Annotated in this window: 22 protein-coding genes; 9 read left to right on the top strand and 13 right to left on the bottom strand. The window is 67.0% G+C overall.

Annotated features, from left to right (window positions below; all coding sequences use genetic code 11):
- Window positions 1-76 precede the first annotated feature (76 nt).
- The 4 genes from ACSU1L_RS09055 (at window position 77) to ACSU1L_RS09040 (ending at window position 5,295) form a co-directional block, all read left to right on the top strand.
- Window positions 77-700: an RNA polymerase sigma factor gene (locus tag ACSU1L_RS09055; RefSeq protein WP_439255503.1), complete on the top strand. Its 624-nt coding sequence runs from the start codon at window positions 77-79 to the stop codon at window positions 698-700.
- Window positions 687-1,133 carry a hypothetical protein gene (locus ACSU1L_RS09050; RefSeq protein WP_438252531.1) on the top strand — a complete coding sequence of 149 codons (447 nt, stop codon included), beginning with the start codon at window positions 687-689 and terminating at the stop codon, window positions 1,131-1,133. Before ACSU1L_RS09055 ends, ACSU1L_RS09050 begins: the two co-directional genes overlap by 14 nt.
- A gap of 51 nt (window positions 1,134-1,184) precedes the next feature.
- The gene (locus tag ACSU1L_RS09045) at window positions 1,185-2,771 is read left to right on the top strand and encodes a S8 family peptidase (RefSeq protein ID WP_439255502.1); all 1,587 of its coding nucleotides are present in this window, start codon (window positions 1,185-1,187) and stop codon (window positions 2,769-2,771) included.
- Between the two features lie 100 nt (window positions 2,772-2,871).
- Window positions 2,872-5,295 carry a CHAT domain-containing protein gene (locus ACSU1L_RS09040; protein WP_439255501.1) on the top strand — a complete coding sequence of 808 codons (2,424 nt, stop codon included), beginning with the start codon at window positions 2,872-2,874 and terminating at the stop codon, window positions 5,293-5,295.
- A 308-nt stretch (window positions 5,296-5,603) separates the two neighbouring features.
- On the opposite strand, the gene ACSU1L_RS09035 is transcribed toward ACSU1L_RS09040, so the two are convergent.
- The 5 genes from ACSU1L_RS09035 to ACSU1L_RS09015 are packed head-to-tail and all read right to left on the bottom strand — an operon-like array spanning window position 5,604 to window position 9,976.
- On the bottom strand, window positions 5,604-6,356 hold the full coding sequence (locus ACSU1L_RS09035; protein WP_439255500.1) for a DeoR/GlpR family DNA-binding transcription regulator: 753 nt from the start codon (window positions 6,354-6,356) through the stop codon (window positions 5,604-5,606).
- Window positions 6,353-7,195 carry a class II fructose-bisphosphate aldolase gene (locus ACSU1L_RS09030; protein ID WP_439255499.1) on the bottom strand — a complete coding sequence of 281 codons (843 nt, stop codon included), beginning with the start codon at window positions 7,193-7,195 and terminating at the stop codon, window positions 6,353-6,355. Before ACSU1L_RS09030 ends, ACSU1L_RS09035 begins: the two co-directional genes overlap by 4 nt.
- On the bottom strand, window positions 7,192-8,124 hold the full coding sequence (locus tag ACSU1L_RS09025) for a 1-phosphofructokinase family hexose kinase (protein ID WP_439255498.1): 933 nt from the start codon (window positions 8,122-8,124) through the stop codon (window positions 7,192-7,194). Before ACSU1L_RS09025 ends, ACSU1L_RS09030 begins: the two co-directional genes overlap by 4 nt.
- On the bottom strand, window positions 8,121-9,071 hold the full coding sequence (locus ACSU1L_RS09020) for an ROK family protein (RefSeq protein ID WP_439255497.1): 951 nt from the start codon (window positions 9,069-9,071) through the stop codon (window positions 8,121-8,123). The genes ACSU1L_RS09025 and ACSU1L_RS09020 overlap by 4 nt, the downstream gene beginning before the upstream one ends.
- Window positions 9,068-9,976, bottom strand: coding sequence for an SIS domain-containing protein (locus ACSU1L_RS09015; RefSeq protein WP_438252524.1), 909 nt, complete (start codon window positions 9,974-9,976; stop codon window positions 9,068-9,070). The genes ACSU1L_RS09020 and ACSU1L_RS09015 overlap by 4 nt, the downstream gene beginning before the upstream one ends.
- A gap of 253 nt (window positions 9,977-10,229) precedes the next feature.
- Between ACSU1L_RS09015 and ACSU1L_RS09010 the strand changes: the two genes are divergently transcribed.
- The 4 genes from ACSU1L_RS09010 to ACSU1L_RS08995 are packed head-to-tail and all read left to right on the top strand — an operon-like array spanning window position 10,230 to window position 14,052.
- The gene (locus ACSU1L_RS09010; RefSeq protein WP_439255496.1) at window positions 10,230-11,483 is read left to right on the top strand and encodes an extracellular solute-binding protein; all 1,254 of its coding nucleotides are present in this window, start codon (window positions 10,230-10,232) and stop codon (window positions 11,481-11,483) included.
- 32 nt (window positions 11,484-11,515) lie between these two features.
- A complete protein-coding gene (locus tag ACSU1L_RS09005) occupies window positions 11,516-12,490 on the top strand; it encodes a carbohydrate ABC transporter permease (RefSeq protein ID WP_439255495.1) in 975 nt (324 codons plus the stop codon).
- Between the two features lie 2 nt (window positions 12,491-12,492).
- The gene (locus tag ACSU1L_RS09000) at window positions 12,493-13,413 is read left to right on the top strand and encodes a carbohydrate ABC transporter permease (RefSeq protein WP_438252521.1); all 921 of its coding nucleotides are present in this window, start codon (window positions 12,493-12,495) and stop codon (window positions 13,411-13,413) included.
- A gap of 45 nt (window positions 13,414-13,458) precedes the next feature.
- Window positions 13,459-14,052, top strand: a complete 594-nt coding sequence (locus ACSU1L_RS08995; protein ID WP_439255494.1) for a short chain dehydrogenase — start codon at window positions 13,459-13,461, stop codon at window positions 14,050-14,052.
- Between the two features lie 35 nt (window positions 14,053-14,087).
- Here the strand turns inward: ACSU1L_RS08995 and ACSU1L_RS08990 are convergent, their stop codons facing one another.
- A complete protein-coding gene (locus ACSU1L_RS08990) occupies window positions 14,088-14,387 on the bottom strand; it encodes a chorismate mutase (protein ID WP_438252519.1) in 300 nt (99 codons plus the stop codon).
- A gap of 60 nt (window positions 14,388-14,447) precedes the next feature.
- Between ACSU1L_RS08990 and ACSU1L_RS08985 the strand changes: the two genes are divergently transcribed.
- Window positions 14,448-15,728, top strand: coding sequence for an AI-2E family transporter (locus ACSU1L_RS08985; protein ID WP_438252518.1), 1,281 nt, complete (start codon window positions 14,448-14,450; stop codon window positions 15,726-15,728).
- A 6-nt stretch (window positions 15,729-15,734) separates the two neighbouring features.
- On the opposite strand, the gene ACSU1L_RS08980 is transcribed toward ACSU1L_RS08985, so the two are convergent.
- The 7 genes from ACSU1L_RS08980 to ACSU1L_RS08950 form a co-directional block, all read right to left on the bottom strand.
- Window positions 15,735-16,118, bottom strand: a complete 384-nt coding sequence (locus ACSU1L_RS08980) for a DUF5997 family protein (RefSeq protein WP_439255493.1) — start codon at window positions 16,116-16,118, stop codon at window positions 15,735-15,737.
- Window positions 16,119-16,160: 42 nt separating this feature from the next.
- On the bottom strand, window positions 16,161-17,087 hold the full coding sequence (locus ACSU1L_RS08975; protein ID WP_439255492.1) for an ABC transporter substrate-binding protein: 927 nt from the start codon (window positions 17,085-17,087) through the stop codon (window positions 16,161-16,163).
- Window positions 17,088-17,119: 32 nt separating this feature from the next.
- Window positions 17,120-17,845, bottom strand: coding sequence for an ABC transporter permease (locus ACSU1L_RS08970; RefSeq protein WP_438252514.1), 726 nt, complete (start codon window positions 17,843-17,845; stop codon window positions 17,120-17,122).
- The gene (locus ACSU1L_RS08965) at window positions 17,842-18,525 is read right to left on the bottom strand and encodes an ABC transporter permease (protein WP_439255605.1); all 684 of its coding nucleotides are present in this window, start codon (window positions 18,523-18,525) and stop codon (window positions 17,842-17,844) included. Before ACSU1L_RS08965 ends, ACSU1L_RS08970 begins: the two co-directional genes overlap by 4 nt.
- A 1-nt stretch (window position 18,526) precedes the next feature.
- Window positions 18,527-19,366 (bottom strand): ABC transporter ATP-binding protein, encoded by an 840-nt coding sequence (locus ACSU1L_RS08960; protein WP_438252513.1) that lies wholly within the window; start codon window positions 19,364-19,366, stop codon window positions 18,527-18,529.
- 147 nt (window positions 19,367-19,513) lie between these two features.
- Window positions 19,514-20,938: a dihydrolipoyl dehydrogenase family protein gene (locus tag ACSU1L_RS08955; protein WP_439255491.1), complete on the bottom strand. Its 1,425-nt coding sequence runs from the start codon at window positions 20,936-20,938 to the stop codon at window positions 19,514-19,516.
- 245 nt (window positions 20,939-21,183) lie between these two features.
- Window positions 21,184-22,440 (bottom strand): lactonase family protein, encoded by a 1,257-nt coding sequence (locus ACSU1L_RS08950; protein WP_439255490.1) that lies wholly within the window; start codon window positions 22,438-22,440, stop codon window positions 21,184-21,186.
- Window positions 22,441-22,506 lie beyond the last annotated feature (66 nt).

The following is a 22,506-nucleotide window of genomic DNA, read 5'->3' as shown; positions in this document are numbered from 1 at the left end:
CAGCGTAGCCGCGCGGGTCGCGATGTATCACCGACGACTTGCCGTGCTCCTAGTAAGTGTGAGCACAATGATCATCATGACCGACGCCTCGCCCGAGGGCGCCGTCAGCGAGGATTCGCCGCGCTGGGAACGCGCCGCGCATCTGTTCGCCGACTGGCGCTCCGGAAACGCGCGCGCCATGGACGACCTGGTGCGCCTGATGACCCCCGTGCTCTGGCACGTTGTGCGCGCCTATGGACTGGAGCGCATGCTCGCCGAGGACGTCGTGCAATCCACCTGGCTCTCCCTCGTGCGCGGGCACGAGAAGATCGCTGATTCTCGGGCGGTGTCGAGTTGGCTGACGATCACCGCACGACGCGAGGCCTGGCGGGTTTCGAAGAACCATCGACGTACGGATGCCACCCCCGACGAGACCCTCGAACCGCTGCTGCCTGTGCAGGAGTCGACGGAGTCTCAGGTCGCGGCATCCGATGAGTCTCATCGCCTGTGGCGCGCCGTCGGCACTCTCGATGCCCGCTGCCAGCGGCTGCTGCGCGTGGTCGCCTTCGATGATCGTCCGGACTACGCCCGGATCGCCGCCGATCTCGAGATGCCGATCGGCAGCATCGGACCCACCCGCAAACGGTGCCTGGCGAAGCTGCGCACCGCCGTGGTGCACGCGGGCCTGACCCCGGAAGGGGGCGATGATGACCGACTCTGACGACGTCCTGCTCATGCGTCTGCGGACGGCAGCAGAAGAGATCGACCCGCTGCCCGATGGCCTCGTCGACCGCATGATCACCGCAGTCGCGGTGGCCGACCTCTCGCACGAGTACGCGCTGCTCACCCTGATCGAGAACGCCGATTCGCCCGTGCGCGGTGAAAGCGAGACGACGACGCTGCAGTTCAGCGACGGGACGACCAGCATCCTGCTGCACGTCAGCCGCGGCGAGCGCGGACAGCGCCGCGTGGACGGCTGGGTGGATGCCGGCGCGGTCGAGGTGCGTCTCACTCAGGGGACACAGTCCTGGAGCGCCATCCCCGGCGAGCAGGGCCGCTTCGTCTTCACCGATGTTCCGGCGGGCCTCAGCCAGGTGCTGCTCGTCACCGGCGAAGGAGCCACAGACCTGCGCACCCCGCAGTTCGAGGTGTGAGCGACCGTTCGGGGGACACAGCGGCGGTGACGCCGACAGAGAGGGAGATCAATGGAGCAGCCCAAGGGTTGGAGTTGGCGGGATCGCGCCGAGGGCTCGATCCCGCGCGGAAAGGCGCTCGATCCGACCGTCGACGCCGTGGTCGGCATCCGCGCATATCCAACGGCATACCTGCCGGATCGGATGCTGATCGCCGAACTCCCTGACGATGAGAATGGCGCGTACAACCGCGATGTGCGCGCGCTCACGCAGGCGGCCGGAGCCTTCGGCTGGCAGCTGCTGATCGAACCCGGAGACGTGATGCGAGCCGGCCAGCGAGACGACATGCTGCCCGGCATCCCCGGGTTGCATCGCGCCCTGCTGACCACCCCCGATGTTCCCGAGGAGGGCGAGTCGCCCGTGGCCCCGGATGCCTGGCGTGTGCTGCAGCGGGCGCGCCGAATCGTTGGCGACCCGATGCCACGTGCCGGTCTCGAACATGTTCTGGCGATTGATCCGGTAGGCCTCAATCCGTTCACCAGGACCAACCCGTTCACCCGGACCAACCCCTTCACCCGAACGAACCCGCTGCGCGGCGAAGGAGCGGTGGGCAGTGACGACTATCTGGCACCGGGCCGCGGTGGCAGGCAACCGATCGCCTGGGTGGGGGCGGCTCCGGTGCGCAGCGCGGGATCCAGAAAGCAGCGCCGTGCGGTGGTCGCTGTTCTGGACACCGGATGCGGCGAGCACGAGTGGCTGCCCGATGACATCGTGACGCGGCGCATCGAGCTCGACGGCATCCCGATCGGGCTGACCGGCGATGACGATCCGGAACGCTACCCCGATCTGTACGGCCAGCTCGACGGTGAGATCGACGCGGTCGCCGGGCATGGCACGTTCATCGCGGGGCTGATCCGGCAGACGGCTCCGGATGCCGACATCCTCTCGATCCGCGTCGCCGGGTCACTGGGTGTGGTCGATGAGAGCACGTTCCTGCAGGCTCTGGCGGCGACGGTGGAGTTGCAGCGTCGATTCGTGCACGGCCTGGATGGCGGGCATCCGATCGATGTGCTGAATCTGTCGCTCGGTTATTACCACGAGACCCCGTCGGACGGACAGTTCTCCCTCGTGCTGCACGATCTGTTGCGGGCGGCGCGGGAACTCGGCACCATCGTGGTGTGCTCGGCAGGAAATGACGCGGTCGATCGTCCGTCGTTTCCGGCATCGCTGTGGGCATGGCCGGGTGCGGACAACGGATTGACTCCGGATGCTGCGCTGCCGCTGATCTCGGTCGGAGCACTGAACCCGTCGCTGAAGTCGCTGGCGCTGTTCTCGAACGTGGGGCCGTGGGTGCGCGCCTATGCACCCGGGGCGATGGTCGTCTCGACCACTCCGGCGTTCGTCGGCGGGGCGCAGGCGACCACCCGATCGGACATTGGCAAGCTCGAACGGCAGACCGTCGACCCCGATGACTACCGCGGCGGCTTCGCCGCGTGGAGCGGCACGTCGTTCGCGGCACCCTATGTTGCGGGCAAGATCGCGGCGCTACTGGCCGAAGTCGTGACGCCGCAGGGGGCGGCGGAGCCGGCTGGGGCGCGGAAGGCCGTAGATGCGGTGTTGCGGATGTCGGAAGTTGTTACACCTGTCGGAGACATTTGACCAAAACCTCCCGCGTTCGTAACAAGCTCCGACATTCGTAACAGGCCCCGACAGGGGCGTCGGACTTTCGGTGAGCAGCAGTTCACGGCATCCTGGGCTGATGGCCACTTCCGCGCGCGCACTGTACGAACGCGGACGCGACGCCACCAACGCGCAGCGGTACGCCGAGGGGAAACGGCTGCTCGCCCGGGCGGCCTCGAGCACCGACGATCCGGATCTGCGCGCACGAATCGCCGGAACCACGGCATATGCCCTCGCTCAGACCGGCGAGCCCGCCCGCGCCGAGGAGCTCTGCCGGCAGGCCCTCGACCAGGAAGGGGTCAGCGCACAGACGCGCGCTGTGCTCTCCGGTCAGCTCGGCGTGCTGTACACGCGCGCCGGGCGGCTGGATGAGGCCGAGGCCATGCTCAGCGAAGCAATCGACGGTCTCGACGGCGTCGCTCAGGCCAACTGCCTACTCAATCGCTCGCTCGTGCACATGCAGCGCCGCGCCTTCGACGCCTGCACGACCGACCTTGAGCGCGCCGTCGCCCTGTATGAGACCGCAGGGGATGCCTCGGCTGCAGCCGAGGCCCGCCACAATCTCGGGTATGCAGCGCTGCTGCGCGGCGACCTCATCATGGCGCTCGAGCTGATGGCGCAGTCGCGTCCGGTGATCGCCGACAGCTCACCCGTCAGCGCGGCAATGAGCGACCTCGACCGCGCCGAGGTGCTGCGCGAGGCGGGTCTGGCCGACGAAGCGGAGCGTCTTCTCGAAGACGTCGCCGTCACCTTCGGAACAGCGCGGATGCGTCAGGCGCGAGCCGAGGCCGAATATCACCTCGCCCGTTCGCTCGTCCGACATGACCCCCAGCGCGGCGAGCGCGTTGCCCGAGACGCGGCGCGGCGCTTCCGTGCGCTCGGTTCCGACAGCTGGGCGGCGCGCAGCGACGCCGTTCGCCTCGACGCCCGAGTAGCCGCAGGCCGGAGAACCCCCGCACCCCAGTTCACGGCGACTGCCCGGGCGCTGCGCGCGGCCGGCTTCCCGATGGAAGCGGCATCAGTGCAGCTCAGCGCCGCTCTCGACACCGCCCGCCGCGGTGACGCCGTCGCACCGCGACTTCCGGTGGATGCACCCACGCCGTTGCGGTTGCGCGCGGCCGAGTTCCGCGCCGTGCGCGCCCACTCCCGGGGCCGGCACGCCGAATCACGCCGCCACGCCAGCGCGGGCCTCGACCTGCTGGCCCAGTGGCAGCGCTCGTTCGGCGCGCTCGACCTGCAGTCCTCGTCCACCATGCACGGTTCGGGTCTGATCTTCGCCGGGCTGTCCGCCGCGGCCGACAGTGGCGATCCGGCCGCCCTGTTCGACTGGTCTGAGCGCGCGCGTCACCTCAGCCAGCAGGTGGCGCCGGTGCGCCCACCGCATGATCCGCAGCTGGCCGCCGACCTCGCTGAGCTGCGGATGCTGCGCTCCGAACTCACCGGCAAGGAGTGGACCGCCGACCCCCAGGTGCGGATGCTCAGTGACCGGGTGCGCGACCGGCAGTGGTCCGCGACCGGGGCGGGCGACACCCGACCCCGCGCCGCACTCGAGGAGCTGCGCGCCGAGCTCGGCACCGAAACGGCTGCCCTCACCTATGTGTTCACCGGCACCGCGTTGCTCTGCGTCGTCACGACAGCGGAGGAGACGCGCATCGTCGAGCTGGAGCTCGCCGCCGTACACGCCGCGTCCGATGGGCTCCGCGCCGACCTCGACGTGTCAGCATCCATCCGCACCGGCCCGATGGGAGCCGTCATCGCGCGCGCCCTCGATGAGCGGATGCTGCGCCTGGATGACGCCCTGCTCGGCCCGCTGCGCGCGGTGCTCGGTGATCGTCGAACCGTGTTGACTGTGCCAGGAATCCTGTCCGGAATCCCCTGGGGGATGCTGCCCACCATGGCTGCGCGGCCATTCACACTCGCGACCTCGATGTCGCGGTGGGTGCAGGAGCGCGGCAGCGGGTCGCAGCCGATATCAGCGGGATTCGCCGCTGGGCCGCGCGTGCCCCGTGCTGTCGAGGAGGTGCGTGCTGCGGCATCCGTCTGGCGTGACGCACACGTGCTCACCGGTGACGAAGCCCGCGTCGAGGCTGTCACCGCCATGGCCGGCCGCGTCGACGTGCTGCACATCGCCGCGCACGGCAAACATGCTGTCGACAACCCCCTGTTCGCCGGGTTCGATCTGGCCGACGGGACGCTGTTCGGCTACGACGTCGATCTGATCCCGCATGCGCCGGACACCGTCATCCTCTCGGCGTGCGAACTCGGACGCTCCTCCGTCCGCTGGGGCGAGGAGGCACTGGGGATGACCCGCGTCTGGCTGCATGCCGGAACCCGCAGCGTCATCGCCGCCGGAGCCGTCGTACCGGATGACGTCGCAAGTGAGCTGCTCAGCGCCGTGCACACGGGACTCAGCCGCGGGGATGCGCCCGCGGTGGCCCTGGCTGCGGCATCCGTCACGACCGGGCATCGGACCCCGTTCCAGTGCCATGGAAGCGGATTCTGAAGAGTTTCTCCATTCGATGTATCAGAGCGGCGGGTGGGTGCTCTTGATCTACGGAAGGTGTCGCGCGGTGCTCCAGAAGGGTCGGAGCACGAGGGAGCCGCGGTCGTTCTGGGGATGCGCGTGGGGACGCAGCGACAGACACCGACTATTCAGGAGGGTGTGTGCGGACGCCGCGCACACCCTCCGTCAGGGTTCACCTGGCCCATTTGCAGGGCGATCGTACGGATGTCTGGGGACACGCCGCCGGATCGCCCTGCGGGTGTGCTTCGGCCCTGCAAGTGTGCTGCGGTGGGGCAAGCGGACGGGCGTCAGGCGACGACGACCTCGTAGCCTGCTTCGACCAGTTCGGGCGCCGCGGCATCCGTGATGACGGTGCGAAACAGCTCCGGGCCACCGATGTGCGCGAAGGCGTTCTCCCCGATCTTGCTGGAGTCCGCCACGACGATGGCACGGCGCGCGCGTGAGGCCATCATCCGGTTGACGGCCGCCTCGCGCTCATCGTGCGTACTCGCCCCGGACTCAGCCGACAGCGCGTTCACGCCAATGAAGGCGATGTCGAGATGGATGCCGCTGAGCAGCTGCTCCACGAACGGCCCCACGAGCTCATAGCTGCGGGAGTGGATGACGCCGCCGGTGACGACGACTTTGATGTCGGGGCGGGTCGCCAGCTGCGAGGCGATGTTCACGGCGTTCGTGACGACGGTGAACTCTCCGAGGTCATCGCGTGCGGCCAGCGCCGCGGCGATCGCCGTGGTTGTCGTCCCTCCCGAGAGGCCGACGACGGATCCGGTCGTGACCAGCGCGGATGCGGCCCGCGCGATGACATCCTTCTCGTGGGTGCGACGGTGACTCTTGTACTTCACCGGCAGCTCGTAGGCGACTGACTGTGCGACCGCGCCGCCGTGCGTGCGGGTGAGCAGCCGCTGTTCGGCGAGGCTGTCCAGATCGCGGCGGATGGTTGCGGCGGATGCCTCGAGCCGCTCGACCAGTCCATCCACGGAGACCTCACCCTGCGCTGCGAGCAGGTCGAGGATCTCGGTCAGGCGAGCCGCGCGCTTCATGCCGATTCCAGGGCGAACAGTCGCAGCATCCGCGCGGCCTCATCAGCGACCGCCGCACGGCCCGGTGCCACGTACTTGCGAGAGTCGACGAGTCGCTCGTCCTGTGCGAGAGTGTCGCGCACTGCGCGGGTGAAGAAGCCGTTCAGGTGCGTGGAGACATTGATCTTGGTCATTCCGGCACGCACGGCGTCGGCGATGACGGCATCCGCCACTCCCGAAGACCCGTGCAGCACGAGCGGAACGTCCAGCGCCGCGTGCAGCCGGCCGATCAGCTCGATGTCGAGCGAGGCGCTGCGATCGAGCATGGCGTGCGAGGATCCGACGGCGACGGCCAGGGCATCCACTCCCGTCTCGGCGACGAAAGCGCGCGCCTCATCGGGGTCGGTGCGCACGCCCGGAGCGTGCGCTCCGTCTTTGCCGCCGACCTCGCCGAGCTCGCCCTCGATGTACACCCCCGCGGCGTGGGCGCGGGCCGCGACCTCACGGGTGAGGGCGACGTTCTCGTCGTACGGCAGCGCGCCGCCGTCGAACATGACCGATCCGAAACCGAGGGCGATCGCCTCGTCGACGAGCTCGGGGTTCTCGGCGTGATCGAGGTGCACGGCCACCGGCGTCTCGGCCCGACGGGCGACGGCCAGGGTGGCCAGGGCGATCGGCTCAAGACCCCCGTGATACTTCGCGCAGTTCTGCGAGATCTGCAGGATCACCGGCAGTTGCGCCTGAGCGGATGCCGCCACCAGCGCCTCGGCCGTCTCGAGGTGGATCACGTTGAAGGCACCGATTCCGCGTCCGGAGTCGGCGGCAGCGCGGATCAGATCGGCGGCAGAAGCGAGGGTCATTCGGAATCCTTCGAGGTGTTGATGGTCGCGACGACGAGGTCAGCGGCAAGTTGCGGATGCTGGGGCGAGATTTCGCCCGCGAGCGGCATGAGCACGGCGGCGGCTGACCACGCGGTTGCGCGCCGCAGGATGGTCTCGGTGTCACGGATGCCGTCGGCGAGAAGGGTGGCCACGGCGGCGACAGCGGCATCGCCCGCACCGGTGGGGTTGCCGGCGAGGGGTGCGGGGAGGCGGGCCTGGAGGATCGTCCCGGATGCACCCACGGCGAACATCCCCTCCGCACCGAGCGACAGCAGCACGAGTCCTGCTCCGCGGCGCACCAGCTCGCGCGCACCGTCGAGCGGGTCGTCAAGGCCGGTCGCCTCGGCGAGCTCAGTCCGATTCGGCTTGAGCACGGCGACGCCAGCATCTGCTGCAGCCAGCAACAGGGGCCCGGAGGTGTCGACGATCACATCGCGGTCACCGGCCGCAGCGATCAGTTCGGCGAGCAGCGAATCCGGCGCCTCGGGAGGGAAACTGCCCGAGATCACGAGCACGGAGGCGGCAGCCGCCTCTTCCCGGACGGCAGCGATGAAGCGCGCCCATTCCTCGGCGGTCGGGTTCAGGCCGCGCTCGTTCACGATCGTCGTATCGCCGAGGGCGCGATCGACCCAGGCGATGCTGCGGCGCGTGTCGGCGGCAACCGGCACGAGTACGTGCGGCACGCCGCTAGCCTCGAGATCGCTCTGCAGCTCGGCGCCGGTCGCACCGCCCGCGGTGGTGAGGGCGCGCACCGCGTGCCCTTCGGCATGCGCGACACGGGCGACGTTGAGCCCCTTGCCACCGGCACGCACAGCACCGGCATCCGCCCGATGGGTGCCGCCGGGCTCGATGCGGTCGATCTCCCAGGTCATATCGACGGCGGGGTTGGGGGTCACGGTGAGGATCATGTCAGCTCTCTGGCTCGCAGCGCGGCACCGAGGATGCCTGCGTTGCCCTCAAGTTCTGCGGGGATGAGCACGGGCATCCGATGGAAACTGAGCCGCGCGGTCAGACGCGCACGCAGTTCGTCGAAGAGCGCGCCACCGGCGCGCGAGAGCCCACCACCGATCACGACCGCTTCGGGGGCGAACATCGCGGTCAATTGCGCGAGGGCAAGGGCCAAGGCATCCAGCGCCTCATTCCAGACGCGGGCAGCGACTTCGTCTCCGGCGGCGGCGCGGGCGATGACGTCTTTCGCGCCGTCCGGCGTCGTCCCGGTGGCGGCAGCGTAGCGGCGCGCGATAGCGCCGGCGGATGCGATGGCCTCCAGGCATCCGCGTGCTCCGCAGGCGCATTCCGGCCCATCAGCGATCGGGGAATGCCCGATCTCACCGGCGTAGCCGCCCGCGGTGTACGGGATGCCGCCGACGAGCACGGCCCCGGCGATCCCGGTGCCGATGATGAGGACCACGACGTCGTCGTGCGCGCGCGCACCGCCGAGTTCATGTTCGGCCTTTGCTGCCGAGCGCACATCGTGATCGAACGCGACCGGCAGGCCGAAGCGTTCGGTGGCGATGCTGCGCAGTGGCGCGTCGTGCCAGCCGAGGTTGCTCGCGTAGACACCGATTCCGGCATCCGTGTCGACGATGCCGGGCACGACGAAGCCGACTGCTTCTGCAATGACGGTGGGATGCTCCGCCCGCAGTTCATCCGCCAGGCGTGCAAGTTCTTCCACGAGAGCCGGCGCTGGATCAGCTCCGCGCGCCGGCGTCGGTGTGCGACGCAGGCTCAGCGCTTCGCCGTTCGCGTCGAACAGGGCCGATTTGATGTCGGTGCCGCCGACGTCGAACGCGAGCACCGGCGCCCCCGCGCCGATGCTCGCGCCCAGACCCCGGGAAGAGGAAGAAGTGCTCACGCGTCCAGAATGACGGATCGGCTGAGGTTTCGCGGCATATCCGGGTCAAGTCCCTTGCCGACCGAACGCTCCAGCGCCACACGGTGCAGGCGCACCAGGTCAGCCAGCGGATCGACATCGTGCTGCACGAAACGTCCGCCGGTGGCCTCGACCTGGCCGGCAAGACCCTCCGGCGCGACGCCGAACTGCCACGTGATGCGTCCGGGGGCGGCGATCGCGATCGGACCATGGCGGTAGTCCATCGACGGGTACGACTCGGTCCACGACTGCGAGGACTCGCGCATCTTCAGCGCAGCCTCGTGCGCCAGGCCGATCGTCCAGTTGCGGCCCAGGAAGGTGTACTGCTCAGCGGTTGCCAGCTCGGGGTCGTCGGTGGATGCCAGCACGGCCTCAGCATCCGCAATCGAGCGCGCGACGTCGTCGTGCAGCCCGAGGGATGCGCGCATCAGGGTCAGCGCGGTCGTTGCGAAGCGCGTCTGCACGACGGACTGCTCGTCGGCGAACGGCAGCAGCACAGCGCCGTCGACCATGCTTGCCAGCGGTGAGGTCGGGTCGCCGATCACGCCGATGACCGGGATCTTTCCGGAGATCTGCTCGGTGATCTCGAGCACCTCGCTGGTGGTGCCGGAGCGGGTGAGCGCGACGACAGCGTCATAGTCGCGATCGAGGAAGACTTCGGATGCCGCGTACGCATCGGTGATGCCCTGACCGGCAGTTTCCCGCAGCGCCGCGTAGGACTGCGCCATGAACCACGAGGTGCCGCAGCCGATGACGGCGACGCGCTTGCCCGCGGCCGGAAGTACCTTCTGCTCATCGCGCATATCTGCCGCGCGCGCCCAGGTCGTCGGCTGCGAAAGAAGCTCTGCGCGCATGTGCGCGCCGGGTGCGGATGTCTGGTCGGTCATATTTCGATTCCGTTCTAGACGTACGGTGAATGAAGACTTATGGTTCTTTAGTGAGCGATTCAATCATATAACGTCATGGACACGATTCAATGACGAAGTTGAGTATTTTTGTTCACACACTTCACAAATAGAGGTAGTGTTCCTACCCAGTCCAGATAAAAGACCCCGTGCGCGAAGTTGCGCACTCACATCACGCACCGTCGCGTGGAGTTTCCTCTCCTTGCGGCGGCGCACCCACACAGTGAGGAAAGACATGAAGAAGTCTGTGCGATTGGGCGCTGTAGCCATCACAGCCACCGCGACTCTGGCGCTTGCATCCTGCGGGTTCGGCGGCTCCGACGCCGGCGGTGGAGGGGACGGCGGCGAAGCCGGCTCCACCACGATCGACCTGCTCGTGCCCAGCTACTCCGACAACACCAAGGGCCTCTGGGAAGACGTCATCGAGGGGTTCGAAGCGGAGAACGACGGCATCACCGTCAACCTCGAGGTGCAGTCCTGGGACAACCTCGAAAGCGTCGTCGCCACTAAGGTTCAGGGCGGCGAGGCTCCGGACATCTACAACGGCGGACCCTTCGCCGGCTTCGCAGCCGACGGCCTGCTCTACGACGTCGAAGAGGTCACCAGCCCCGACACGTTCGCCGACTTCCAGGAGTCGTTCATCAAGAACGAGCAGCTCGAGGGCACGACGTACGCGCTGCCGTTCATCGCATCCGCTCGCGCGCTGTTCGTGAACAACGATCTGCTCGAGCAGGCCGGCGCCGAGGCGCCCACGGACTGGGATTCACTCCTGGATGCCGCAACCAAGGTCTCCGGCCTCGGGGGCGGCATCGCCGGCTACGGCATGCCGCTCGGTTCGGAAGAGGCCCAGGCTGAGGCCGCCGTCTGGCTGTGGGGCGGCGGCGGATCCTTCGGTGACGAGTCGGAGATCACGATCGACACCCCGGAGAACCTGCCCGGTGCCGAGCAGATCAAGAAGATGATCGACGCCGGTGCCACCCAGGCTGACCCTGGTTCCACGCAGCGCTCGCCCCTGATGGACATCTTCATCCAGGGCAAGATCGGCATGCAGGTGGGTCTTCCGCCGACGGTCGGCCAGATCGCCGAGAGCAACCCCGAGCTGAACTACTCCATCGTGCCGATCCCCACCCAGGATGGCTCGCCCTTCACACTCGGCGTCGCCGACCAGCTGATGGCGTTCCAGAACGACGGCGACAAGGCCGAGGCGATCACGGCGTTCTTCGACTACTTCTACTCAGCAGACGTCTACGTGCCGTGGGTGCAGGCCGAGGGCTTCCTGCCGGTGACGAAGTCGGGTTCTGAGCAGCTCTCCGGTGAAGAGGCGCTCGCGCCGTTCCTCGAGGTACTGCCGGATGCGCAGTTCTACCCGTCCACGAACGCGAAGTGGTCCGCAACGGATGGTGCATTCAAGGCGCTGTTCGGTCAGCTGCAGACGAAGCCGGCCGCTGACGTGCTGGCAGAGATCCAGGCGCAGGTCGACGCGGGCTGACGCCCGGGAGCGAAGGGGTTCGGGATAGATCCATGAACCGAATGACGAAATCCTCGAACCCCGTGGGGGCGGTCACCGACCGCCCCCACGCCCCCGAGGCCGCGGATGCTGTGCAGCAGAAGCGCCCCGGAGGGCGCGAGCTGTGGCTGGCACTGCCGTGGCTGGCGCCGGCGCTGATCCTCATCGTCGGCGTGGTGTTCTTCCCCGCCGGCGTGATGTTCTTCAACTCCACACGGGACATCTCACTATCGGGACTCGACAAGGGCTCGGTCGGCTTCGACAACTACGCCGCCGTGTTCTCGTTCCCGGCGTTCTGGCCGATCATGGGCCGCACGATCATCTGGGTGGTCTCGGTGGTCGCGATCACCGTCGTGCTCTCGCTCGGTCTCGCGCAGATCCTCAACAAGGCATTCCCCGGCCGCCAGCTCGTTCGGCTCGCGGTCATCATCCCGTGGGCGGCATCCGTCGTGATGACGACCATGGTGTTCTACTACGGTCTCGAGCCGTACTTCGGTGTGATCAATAAGTTCCTCGTCGACATCGGGTTTGTCGACACCCCGGAGGGTTACGGGTGGACCAGAAACCCGGCGACAGCGTTCGCTTGGTCGATCGTGATCGCGATCTTCGTTTCGCTGCCGTTCACGACCTACACCCTTCTCGCAGGACTCCAGAGCGTTCCCGGCGATGCGCTGGAAGCCGCCAAGATGGATGGCGCAGGTCCCGTGCGCACCTACTGGTCGATCATTTTCCCGCAGTTGCGCGGTGCACTCAGCGTCGCCGTGCTGATCAACATCATCAACGTGTTCAACTCGCTGCCGATCCTGAAAGTGATGACCGGGTCGATACCCGGATATGACGCAGACACCGTCATGACGATGATCTTCAAATACATCGAACTGCAAAAGAAGGTCGACGTCGCCAGTGCCCTGTCGGTGGTGGCGTTCCTCATCGTGATCGTGATCGTCGCGGCGTACGTGAAGATCGTCAAGCCCATGAAGGAGGTCTGAGGATGACTGTCACCGAGACCCGGGTCATCACGACCTCCGGCGGCGGCCGCGCCGCAGCATCCATCGGTCGCCGTCGTCGCTACACAGCCGACCAGGTGTCACTGCCGCGGGTCATCCTGCGGATGGTCGCCGGCGCCCTCATACTCGGCATCTTCGTACTGCCGTACCTGATCATGTTCTTCGGCTCGGTCAAGACGAAGTCGCAGATCCGCTCGGTCGATCCGACGTACTTCCCGGTGGAATGGCACTGGGAGAACTACATCAACATGTGGTCGACCCCGGAGACGCCGCTGCCGTACAACCTCATCTCGACCATCATCATCGCTGTCTTCGCCACGCTACTCGTGCTGCTGGTCGCGATGCCGGCTGCGTATTACACAGCGCGATTCCGCTTCCCGGGGCGCATGGTGTTCCTGTTCCTCGTGATCGTCACGCAGATGCTGCAGCCCGCCGTTCTCACCTCGGGCCTGTTCCGGCAGTTCACGACGCTCGGCATGGGCGATACGTGGGCTGCGATGATCTTCATCAACGCCGCCTTCAACCTGTCGTTCGCGGTGTGGATCATGCACTCCTTCTTCGCCGGCATCCCGAAAGAGATCGATGAGGCGGCCCAGATCGACGGCGCTGGACGCCTGACCGTGCTGTTCAAGATCAACCTGCCCCTGGTGTGGCCGGGAATCGTAACCGCGATCGTGTTCACCTTCGTCGCCTGCTGGAACGAGTTCGCCGCATCGCTGGTGATCCTGTCGACGGATAAGAACCAGCCGCTGTCGGTGGCTCTGACGAAGTTCGTCGGTCAGTACGAGACGAGTTGGCAGTACGTGTTCGGCGTCTCGATCGTGGCGATCCTGCCGGTGATCATCCTGTTCATGATGATCGAGAAGCGCCTCGTCGGCGGATTGACGGCGGGGAGTGTGAAGTAGGCGGCCGCTGAGCCTGTCGAAGCGCCGGCGGCTACGATCGGCACCATGAGGATCATCGTCATCGGAGCATCCGGACATATCGGAAAGGTCGTCGCCGACACGCTGTCGGATCGCGGACACGAGGTTCTGCGCGCATCGCGCACAGGCGAATGGCCGGTGGACATCACCGACCCGGAGTCCGTGCGCGCCCTGTTCACGCAGACCGGAACAGTGGATGCCGTCATCGTCGCCGCGGGTAAAGTGCCGTTCAAGCACGTCACCGAACTGAATCGAGACGATTACCTCGCCGCGTTCGTATCGAAGGCGCTGCCGCAGATCGCACTAGTGGGCGCCGCGTTCGAGCATGTGCGCGACGGCGGATCGATCACGCTGACCACCGGAGTACTCGCCCGGGAGCCGATCGCCACCGGTGCCGCCGGAGCCGCCGCCAACGGCGCGGTGGAGTCGTTCGTCATCACCGCTGCTGCCGAAGCACCGCGCGGCATCCGGATCAATGTCGTCTCGCCGGACGTTCTGGAGAACTCCCCCGGCTCACACGCCCTGTTCGCTGGCCACCGACCGGTGACGGATGATGAGGTCGGCCGCGCCTACACGCTGGCCGTTGAGGGAATCGGCAGCGGGCAGGTGCTGAAGGTCTGAGACGGCGGCCGGTGCCGGAGGCTCAGCGCCGGGGGTCAGCGGCCCTCGGCTGCCTCGGTGTGGTGGCGGATGACCTCGGCGACGACGAAGTTGAACCACTTCTCCGCGAACTCCGGGTCCAGGTGCGCCTGCTCGGCGAGCGCACGCAGGCGCGCCACCTGCTGTTCTTCGCGGCCAGGATCGGATGCCGGCATCGCATGTTCTGCCTTGAGGATGCCGACCTGCTGAGTGGCGCGGAATCGCTCGGCGAGCATGTAGATGAGGGCGGCATCGATGTTGTCGATACTTCCTCGCAGGCGCAGCAGGTCTGCCCGGGCGTCATCGGCGTCGGTCATGTGTCTCCTCATCGTCGGCGGTTAAGACGATATCGCGCGCGAGCACAATAGAGTTGGCGTATGAGCATCGATCAGCCCTCGGCTTCCGACGATCACGCTGCACCGGACGGCGCGCCGGCACCCGAGAACACCGCAAAGTCGCGGACCGAAGCAGCCCCCAAGAGCCGCGCAAAAGTCGCAGAGCCAAAAGCCGCGAAGTCGCGCAAGAAGCCGAAGCACGCCCCAGAACCCGATCACACCATCGAGATCGAACCGAAACCAGTCATCGACCCGGAGCCTTCGAATCGGTTCTCGTGGACGCGCATCGATCGGCCATTCATCTTCGGGTTCATGGTGACCCTGGGCGGGCTCGCTGCGTTCATGCTCGGCCTCGCACTGTCGAACCTGTCGACGGTCATCATCTATATCGCCCTGGCGCTGTTCGCAGCTCTCGGCCTCGACCCGGCAGTGCGGTTCTTCGAGCGACGCGGTCTCAGCCGAGGCTGGAGCGTCGTCGTCGTGCTGTTCACCCTCATCGCGCTGCTGGCGCTCGTGCTCTGGACCATCATTCCGGTCGTCGTCGCGCAGGTCGCGGCGTTCGTGAAGAGCGTTCCGTCGCTCATCAAGGACTTCATGGCAACCGACGTCTACTCCACGCTGGAGAATCAGTTCGGCGGCCAGTTTCAAGACCTCGTTTCGGATATCCAGAAGTTCCTCGTAGACCCCGGCAACATCGCCACGATCGGCGGCGGCGCACTGCAGGTCGGCGGCGCGATCGCCACCGGCATCTCCGGTGTCGTGATCGTGCTCGTGCTCGTGATCTACTTCGTTGCGACGCTTCCCGTCATCAAGGTGGCCCTGCTTCGCCTGGTGCCGGCTCGCGACCGCCACAACACCGACATCATCTCGACGCAGATCACCGACTCTGTCGGCGGCTACGTGATGGGAATGGTCACGCTGGCGTTCATCAACGCGATGCTCGTTCTCGTGCTGTACACCGCGATGTCGCTCCCGTTCCCCCTGCTGCTGGCGGTGGTCGCGTTCCTGATCACCCTCATCCCGCTCGTGGGTTCCCTCATGTTCTGGGTGATCGGCACCGGAATCGCACTGTTCACCGACCCGCTCATGGCCCTCGTGTTCGGGGTGATCTACCTGATCTACATGCAGGTGGAGTCGTACGTCCTCACCCCGAAGGTGATGAACCGGGCAATCTCCATCCCCGGCTCGCTTGTCGTCATCGGCGCGCTGGTCGGCGGCACACTGCTCGGGCTCCTCGGAGCACTCGTGGCCGTGCCGGTCACGGCATCCATCCTGATCATCATCAAGAAGGTGTGGGTTCCGCGCCAGGATTCGCGGGTCTGAGCGACCTCAGACGGTGACGTCGACGATGCCGATAAAGCGGCCGCCGACGCCCTCGATCTCGGTGCGGTGCTGGTCTGATGCCAAGGCGGGTAGCTCCGCCGGCGCATGAGTGCGACAGCTGAGATAGGTGAACTCCGGCCACCACTTCTTCGGCCGGACCGTCTCGGAATAGCCGCAGACGACGCAGGTCAGCGTGGCCCAGACCGGGCGTGCACCCTTCTTGCGGTTGGCGCGGGACTGAACCAGCCAGGCTGGCGGGTCCTGCTCGAGCGCGGTGAGCTCCGCCTCGCTCAGTCCGTCATTAAGCCCGTGCCGGGAAACCATCTCCAGGGAGATGTCGAGTCGCTGAGCGAGGTCGCGCTTGGAGAGCGTGCGGTGAGGTCCGGGCATGCCTCCATTGTCCCAGTTCGCCCGGACCCACCGCTCACAGAATCAGATCAGGCCATTGTCTGTCAGCCACTGCTTCGCGATCTCCTCAGGCGAGAGCTGGTCGACCGTGCTCTGCACACCGAGCGCGACGAGGTCGTCGGCCGTCAGCGCCCCGCTGACCGCATTGATGACATCGGCGATCTCGTCGGCCACGTCGCTGGAGGCGATGGGGACGACATTGGATGCCAGGATTAGGCTGTCGGGGTCCTCGAGCGCGACGATCTCCTCGGTCTGGAATGCCGGAGCTGCGGTGTAGATGTCGGCGACCTGGATCTCACCCGCCAGCAGCGCCTCCAGGGTCGTGTCACCGGTGGCGGAGAAGGCGAGGTCAACACCATAGAGTTCCTTGGCACCGGCCGGACCGTAGGGCCGCTGCTCGAACTCGGGTGCCGCACCGATCGTGACCTGCTCGCTGACGTTCGCGAGGTCGGCGATCGTGGTGAGGTCGTTCGCCTCGGCGAACTCCTTCGTCACGGTGTAGGTGTCCTGGTCGCTCGCCTCGGCGTAATCCAGGGCGGTGAGCCCCTCGGGGAGCACCTCCTGGAGTGCCGCATAGACATCCTCGGAGCTCGTCGCGTCGCCGGCATCGCCGTAGAACTCGAGCAGGTTGCCGGTGTACTCCGGGAAGAGATCGATCGCGCCGGATTCGAGCTCGGGGATATACGCGTCGCGCTGCCCGACGTTGAACTGCCTGTCCACCTCGAAGTCGGCGTTCTCCAGCGCCTGAGCGTAGATCTCGGCAATGATCTCGTTGGAGTAGTACGCCTGGGAGCCGATCACGATCGTGTCTGAGCCCGAGTCCGCACCTGTTGAGTCGGAGTCGGTCGGCGTGTCCAGCGGGTTGCTGCTCGCGCATCCGGCAAGCACGAGTGCGGCAGAGACGGCGATGCCGCCGACGAGAGCGAGTCGTGACTTTCTTTCAGTGAACATGATGTTCCTCTCTGGTGGGGAGTCTGGAGTTCTCAGGCGGGGACGTATGCGGTGCTTCTGCCTGGACGAATTCGACGACGACCGGGCTGCTGCGCGCGCACCCCAGACGGCACGGCGGCGCGCTGCGCGACCGCCATCAGCAGGTCGACGATGAGAGCGAGCAGCGCGACCAGGATCGCGCCGCCGAGAACCTGATCGAACCGGCGAAGCGGGATGCCCTGAATGATCGGCCAACCGAGTCCGCCGAGGTTGACGTAGGCGGCGATCGTGACGGTCGCGATCACCTGAAGCAGTGCCGAGCGGATGCCGCCGACAAGCAGCGGCAGTCCCAGTGGCACCTCCACCTTCCGGAAGATCTGCCACTCGGTCATGCCCATCGCCCTGGCCGCATCGATCACTCTTCGGTCGATGGCTTCGAAGCCGGTGTATGCGCCGGCTAGGAGCGACGGAATCGCCAGGAGGACGAAGGTGATGACCGCGGCCTCCGGAATACGCAGCACCCCGAGCAGCAGCACGAGCAGGATCATCAGTCCGAAAGAGGGAAGGGCGCGGGCCGCGCCTGCGACCGCGACGGCGAATTCGCGTCCGCGCCCGGTGTGCCCGATGAGCCAGCCCAGGGGAACGGCGATCACCGCCGCGACGAGGACGGAGATCGCGGTGTAGAACAGGTGCTGCCCCAGCAGCGTGGGCAGAGCGTACTGTCCTTCCAGCCGCTCGGGAGAGAACAGCCAGGCAAAGGCTTCGGCGAAGAGATTCATGCGGCCGCCCCTGCAGCGACGCGTGGACGCCGCGTCTTCGAGACGCTGGTGGCCCGCGCCCACGGCATGATCACGCGGCCGGCCAGCATCAGCAGAAGATCAATGAGCAGGGCGATGAGCACCACAGCAACGACACCGGCGAGCACCTCGGCGACGATCCGACGCTGCAGACCGTTCGTGAAGAGGTATCCGAGGTTGGTGACGCCGATGAGGATGCCGACCGTGGCAAGCGAGATCGTACTGACCGCGGCGACGCGGAGACCCGCGAGGATCACGGGCCCAGCGAGCGGAAGGTCGACCATCCAGAACCGGCGAGCGCCCCCGTAGCCCATCGCCGTCGCAGCCTGACGAACCGCGGCATCCACTGAATCGAGACCATCGGCGACAGCCCGCACGAGGATCGCGATCGCATAGATCGTCAGCGCAACGATGAGATTCGTCTCGCTGATCGCCGAGTAGCCGCCCACCGCGGGCAACAGAATCAACAGGGCCAGCGATGGAATCGTGTAGAGCAAACCGGTCAGCACGATCAGCGGGACGCGCACGAGCTGGTAGCGCCAGGCGATCCAGCCCAACGGCAATGACAGCAAGAATCCGAGCACTATCGGGATAGCGCTCTGCCTGAGGTGCACCAGGCTGAGCTCGAAGATCAGCCCGAGATTATCGAGGACCCAGTTCATGTCATGCGCCGCTCTCAGCTCCGGCCGTGTCATCCAGCAGCGCTCCCTGAGTGCGCCCCTCGGAGTCGACGACGACCCTCCCCCGCGGGGTCTGCTTGATGCGCAGCGCGCGCCGACCACGTTCGATGCCGATGAATGCCGAGACGAAATCGTCGACCGGATTCTCGATGATCTCGCTCGGGCTGCCGACCTGCACGATGCGGGCGCTCTTGTCGAGAATGACGACCTGATCGCCGAGCAGGAACGCCTCATCGATGTCGTGAGTCACGAAGACCACGGTCTTGTCGAGTTCCCGCTGGAGGCGGATGAGCTCCTGCTGCAGATCGGTGCGCACGATCGGGTCGACGGCCCCGAAGGGCTCATCCATCAGCAGAATGTTCGGGTCGGCCGCAAGACCGCGTGCCACCCCGACGCGCTGCTGCTGGCCGCCGGAGAGCTGACTCGGGTACCGATCGGCGAGAGCACGATCGAGCCCGACCGTGTCGAGAAGCGTACGGGCGCGTTCGTGCGCTTCCTTCTTCGAGGTGCCGGTCAACCGCAGCACCGTGGCAACGTTGTCGATGACCGTGAAGTGCGGCATGAGCCCAGAGTTCTGCATGACGTAACCGATGCGGCGGCGCAGTGCCACCGGATCACCGCCGAGCACGCTCTCACCATCGATCTCGACGTCACCGCCGGTGGGCTCGACCATGCGGTTGATCATGCGCAGCAGCGTGGTCTTGCCGGATCCGGATGATCCGACGAGCACTGTCGTCTTTCGCGAGGGGAGCACCAGACTGAAGTCCTCGACGGCGAGCGTGCCGTCGGGGAATCTCTTGGACACCGAGCGGAACTCGATCATGCGCTTTCGTCGACCTCTGCGATCACTGTTCCTGCAAGGACAACGTTCATCGTCTTGCCTCCTCGGATTTGGGTTCGAGCGTACGGGATGCGTCAGACATGCGGGGACTCCCTAGATATTCGAAGCGGAAGCGTGATCGGATCGCCCTCACGCCGATTCCCGTCCGTAGCCCTCGAGCAAGCGCAGCCAGACCTCGCTCACCGTCGGGTATGCCGCAACGGCGTGCCACAGCCGCTTTATCGGTACCTCACCGACGACGGCGATCGTGGCGGCGTGCAGCATGTCAGCAACGTCCGGGCCGACGAATGTGGCGCCGAGGATGACGTCGCGCTCCGTGTCGACGACCATCCGCGCCCTGCCGGCGTAGCCGTCCTCCCGCAATGACGCCCCAGCCACTGCCCCGAGATCCTGATCGATCACGTGGGTGGAGTATCCGGCATCCTCCGCGGCTTTCGCCGTGAGTCCGACCGAGGCGACCTCCGGTTCGCCGAAGACGACCTGCGGCACTGCGACGTGGTCGGCGGTCGCGACATGACGGCCCCAGGCGGCATCGTCAACGCTTTCGCCCTGCGCGCGGGCGGCGATCGCATCTCCCGCTGCGCGCGCCTGATACTTTCCCTGGTGGGTCATCAGCGCGCGCCCGTTGACATCTCCGACGGCGTACAGCCAGTCGCTCCCCGGCACCCGGAGCGAATCATCGGTTTTGATGTAGGTGCCCGGTTCGACCTCGACACTTTCGAGTCCGATATCGCCACTGCGCGGGCGGCGGCCGGTCGCGGCGAGCACCGCATCAGCAGTGATCTCGGAACCGTCACCCAGCGTGATCGTGACAGTGCCCTCGGTGCGGCTGACCCGAGCAGTCTCGGTGTGGATGCGCACATCCACGCCGAGGTCAGACAGCCCTGCTCCTACCAGCTCACCAGCGAACGGCTCCATGCTGGCGAGGAGCTCGCCCCGTGCGATCACCGTCACGTGCGCGCCGAGCGAGGCGTACGCCGTGGCCATCTCCACCGCGACGACTCCGCCGCCGATGATCGCGAGGGATGCCGGGATCTCCTGCGCGCTCGTCGCTTCGCGGCTCGTCCAGGGCGCAGCATCCACCAGTCCATCTATCGGGGCGATCGATGCATCCGTTCCGGTGCTGATCGCCACCGCGTGACGTGCCCTCAAAACGCGGGTCGATCCGTCATCGGCGGTCACGGTGACCTCACGCTCGCCGGAGAGTCGGCCATGGCCGCGGGCGAGGTCGATGCCTACTGACTCGAGCCACCGTACCTGACCGTCGTCCGACCAGTTCGCGGCGAATGAGTCACGCCGGGCGAGGACTGCTCGCACGTCGAGCTTCCCGGTCACTGCCTGTGCTGAGCCGGCGACATTCTGAGCCGCGCGCAGCGCCTGTGCCGAGCGCAGCAGCGCCTTCGACGGCATGCACGCCCAGTACGAGCATTCGCCTCCGACGAGCTCACTCTCGACGATGATCGCGGTGAGGCCCGCCTGCGCCACTCGGTCGGCGACGTTCTCACCGACCGGCCCGCCGCCCAGCACGATCAGGTCGTATTCGTCTGTCGTCATCTCCGCACCTTCCCTCGGATGCCAGTTTTACCGAGGTGCAACGTGTTGTCACCGGGCTTGTCCCGGACTCGCGTGTGACGTATAGCGGAGGGTGTTGCAGTTGCAGGACCTTTTCGGCCGATTCCTCCGACGTTCGTAACACCCTCCGACGGATGCAACGGCCGGCGGGGCTGGCGGGGGCGGGGGCGGGAGTGCTGGCGGCCGGGCGGGCCGGCGGGCGGGCCGGGAGGGGGCGAGTCAGGGGGTCAGGCGAGCAGGATGCTGGTGGGCGCGGGCGCCTGGGCGCGGTGCCGGATGCCCCGTGGCGCACCCGTGCGCTCGTCGAGGTCGAGGACACTGATGTCGTTCGACCTCTGCCCGGCGACCAGGAGGGCGCCGTCGTGGACCAGGTGGTGCCGCGGCCAGTCGACCCCGGATTCGGCGAGCGCGAACGGCTCGACGATCTCGCCGGCACCGCGCACCCGCAACGCGGCGATCGTGTTGCTGCCGCGCACTCCGGCGTAGAGGGTCGCGCCGTCCCGGGAGCGCGACAGTCCCGCCGCGAAGTCGACGCCAACCTGCACGGCCGGGCTCACCGGAGTCGCCGAGACGATGCCCCAGCGGCCGTCAGCTCCTGCGGCGAGCGTGAAGACTTCGCCGGAGTACTCCGTCAGCACGTGCAGGTGTCCACTCGGATGCACGACCATGTGCCGCGGGCCGACCCCGAACGGCAGCACAATCTCGTGATCGAGCAGCAGCGCACCCGAGCTCGTCGAAACCCGCCAGATGCGGACAAGGTCGAACCCGAGGTCGGTCGTCGCGATCCGGCCGTCGGCGAGGAAAGCGGCAGCGTGAGCGTGCGAGGTGCGGGTGGATGCCGCGGGCTCCGGCTCCGCGACGGATTCGGCCGCTTCGGCCGCCCCGGCCGCACGTCCGGCCGCTTCCCACGCTGGCTCCGCGAACCCGGCCGAGGCCATGGCTGCCGACAGCAGGTCGCTTTCCGCGGTGGCCTCGGCGGCAGCATCCGCCTCGAACTGCCGGAACAGCGCCAGTTGCTCGGTCAGCTGCACGCCGCCGGTGAAGTCCCCGGCATCCGGGGAGTCCGGCGAATAGGGGTCGGTTGCAGCATCCGAGATCGATGGTGCGAGCAGTCCGCCGGCCGCATCCAACCCGATGCGCACGATGCGCCCATCGCCATAGCAACTGGCGATCAGATACGCACCATTCGGGGCCACGGCAAGGTGGCAGACGGCGGCGCCCGCCTCGACAAAACGGCCGATCGGCGTGAGAGTGCGCTCGCCCGAGCGCCGGTACGCGCGCACGTGACCTGCGCCTTCGAGCGCTGCGTAGACGACGTCGTGCGAGGGATGCCGGGCCAGCCATGATGGCGACGCAGCATCCGCGACGGCACCGCGGTAGGCGAGGGTGGTGGGCTCGCGCCCCTCATCCCCTTCGAGCAGGCCGATGCCCGTGGCATCCCCACCCATGTCGGCGCCGTAGCCGCCGACCCAGAACTGCGTCATGCGCGTCTCCTCATGTGCGGCATCTAGGGAGGTGTCGCGGAGTGCCGCATCCGACCTGGCTCAGCG

Origin of the sequence: Microbacterium sp. A94 (assembly GCF_051842855.1) — a bacterium.
Taxonomy (GTDB): domain Bacteria; phylum Actinomycetota; class Actinomycetes; order Actinomycetales; family Microbacteriaceae; genus Microbacterium.
The sequence above is the reverse complement of the archived record's forward strand: the minus strand, read 5'-3'. Positions and strand labels throughout refer to the sequence as shown.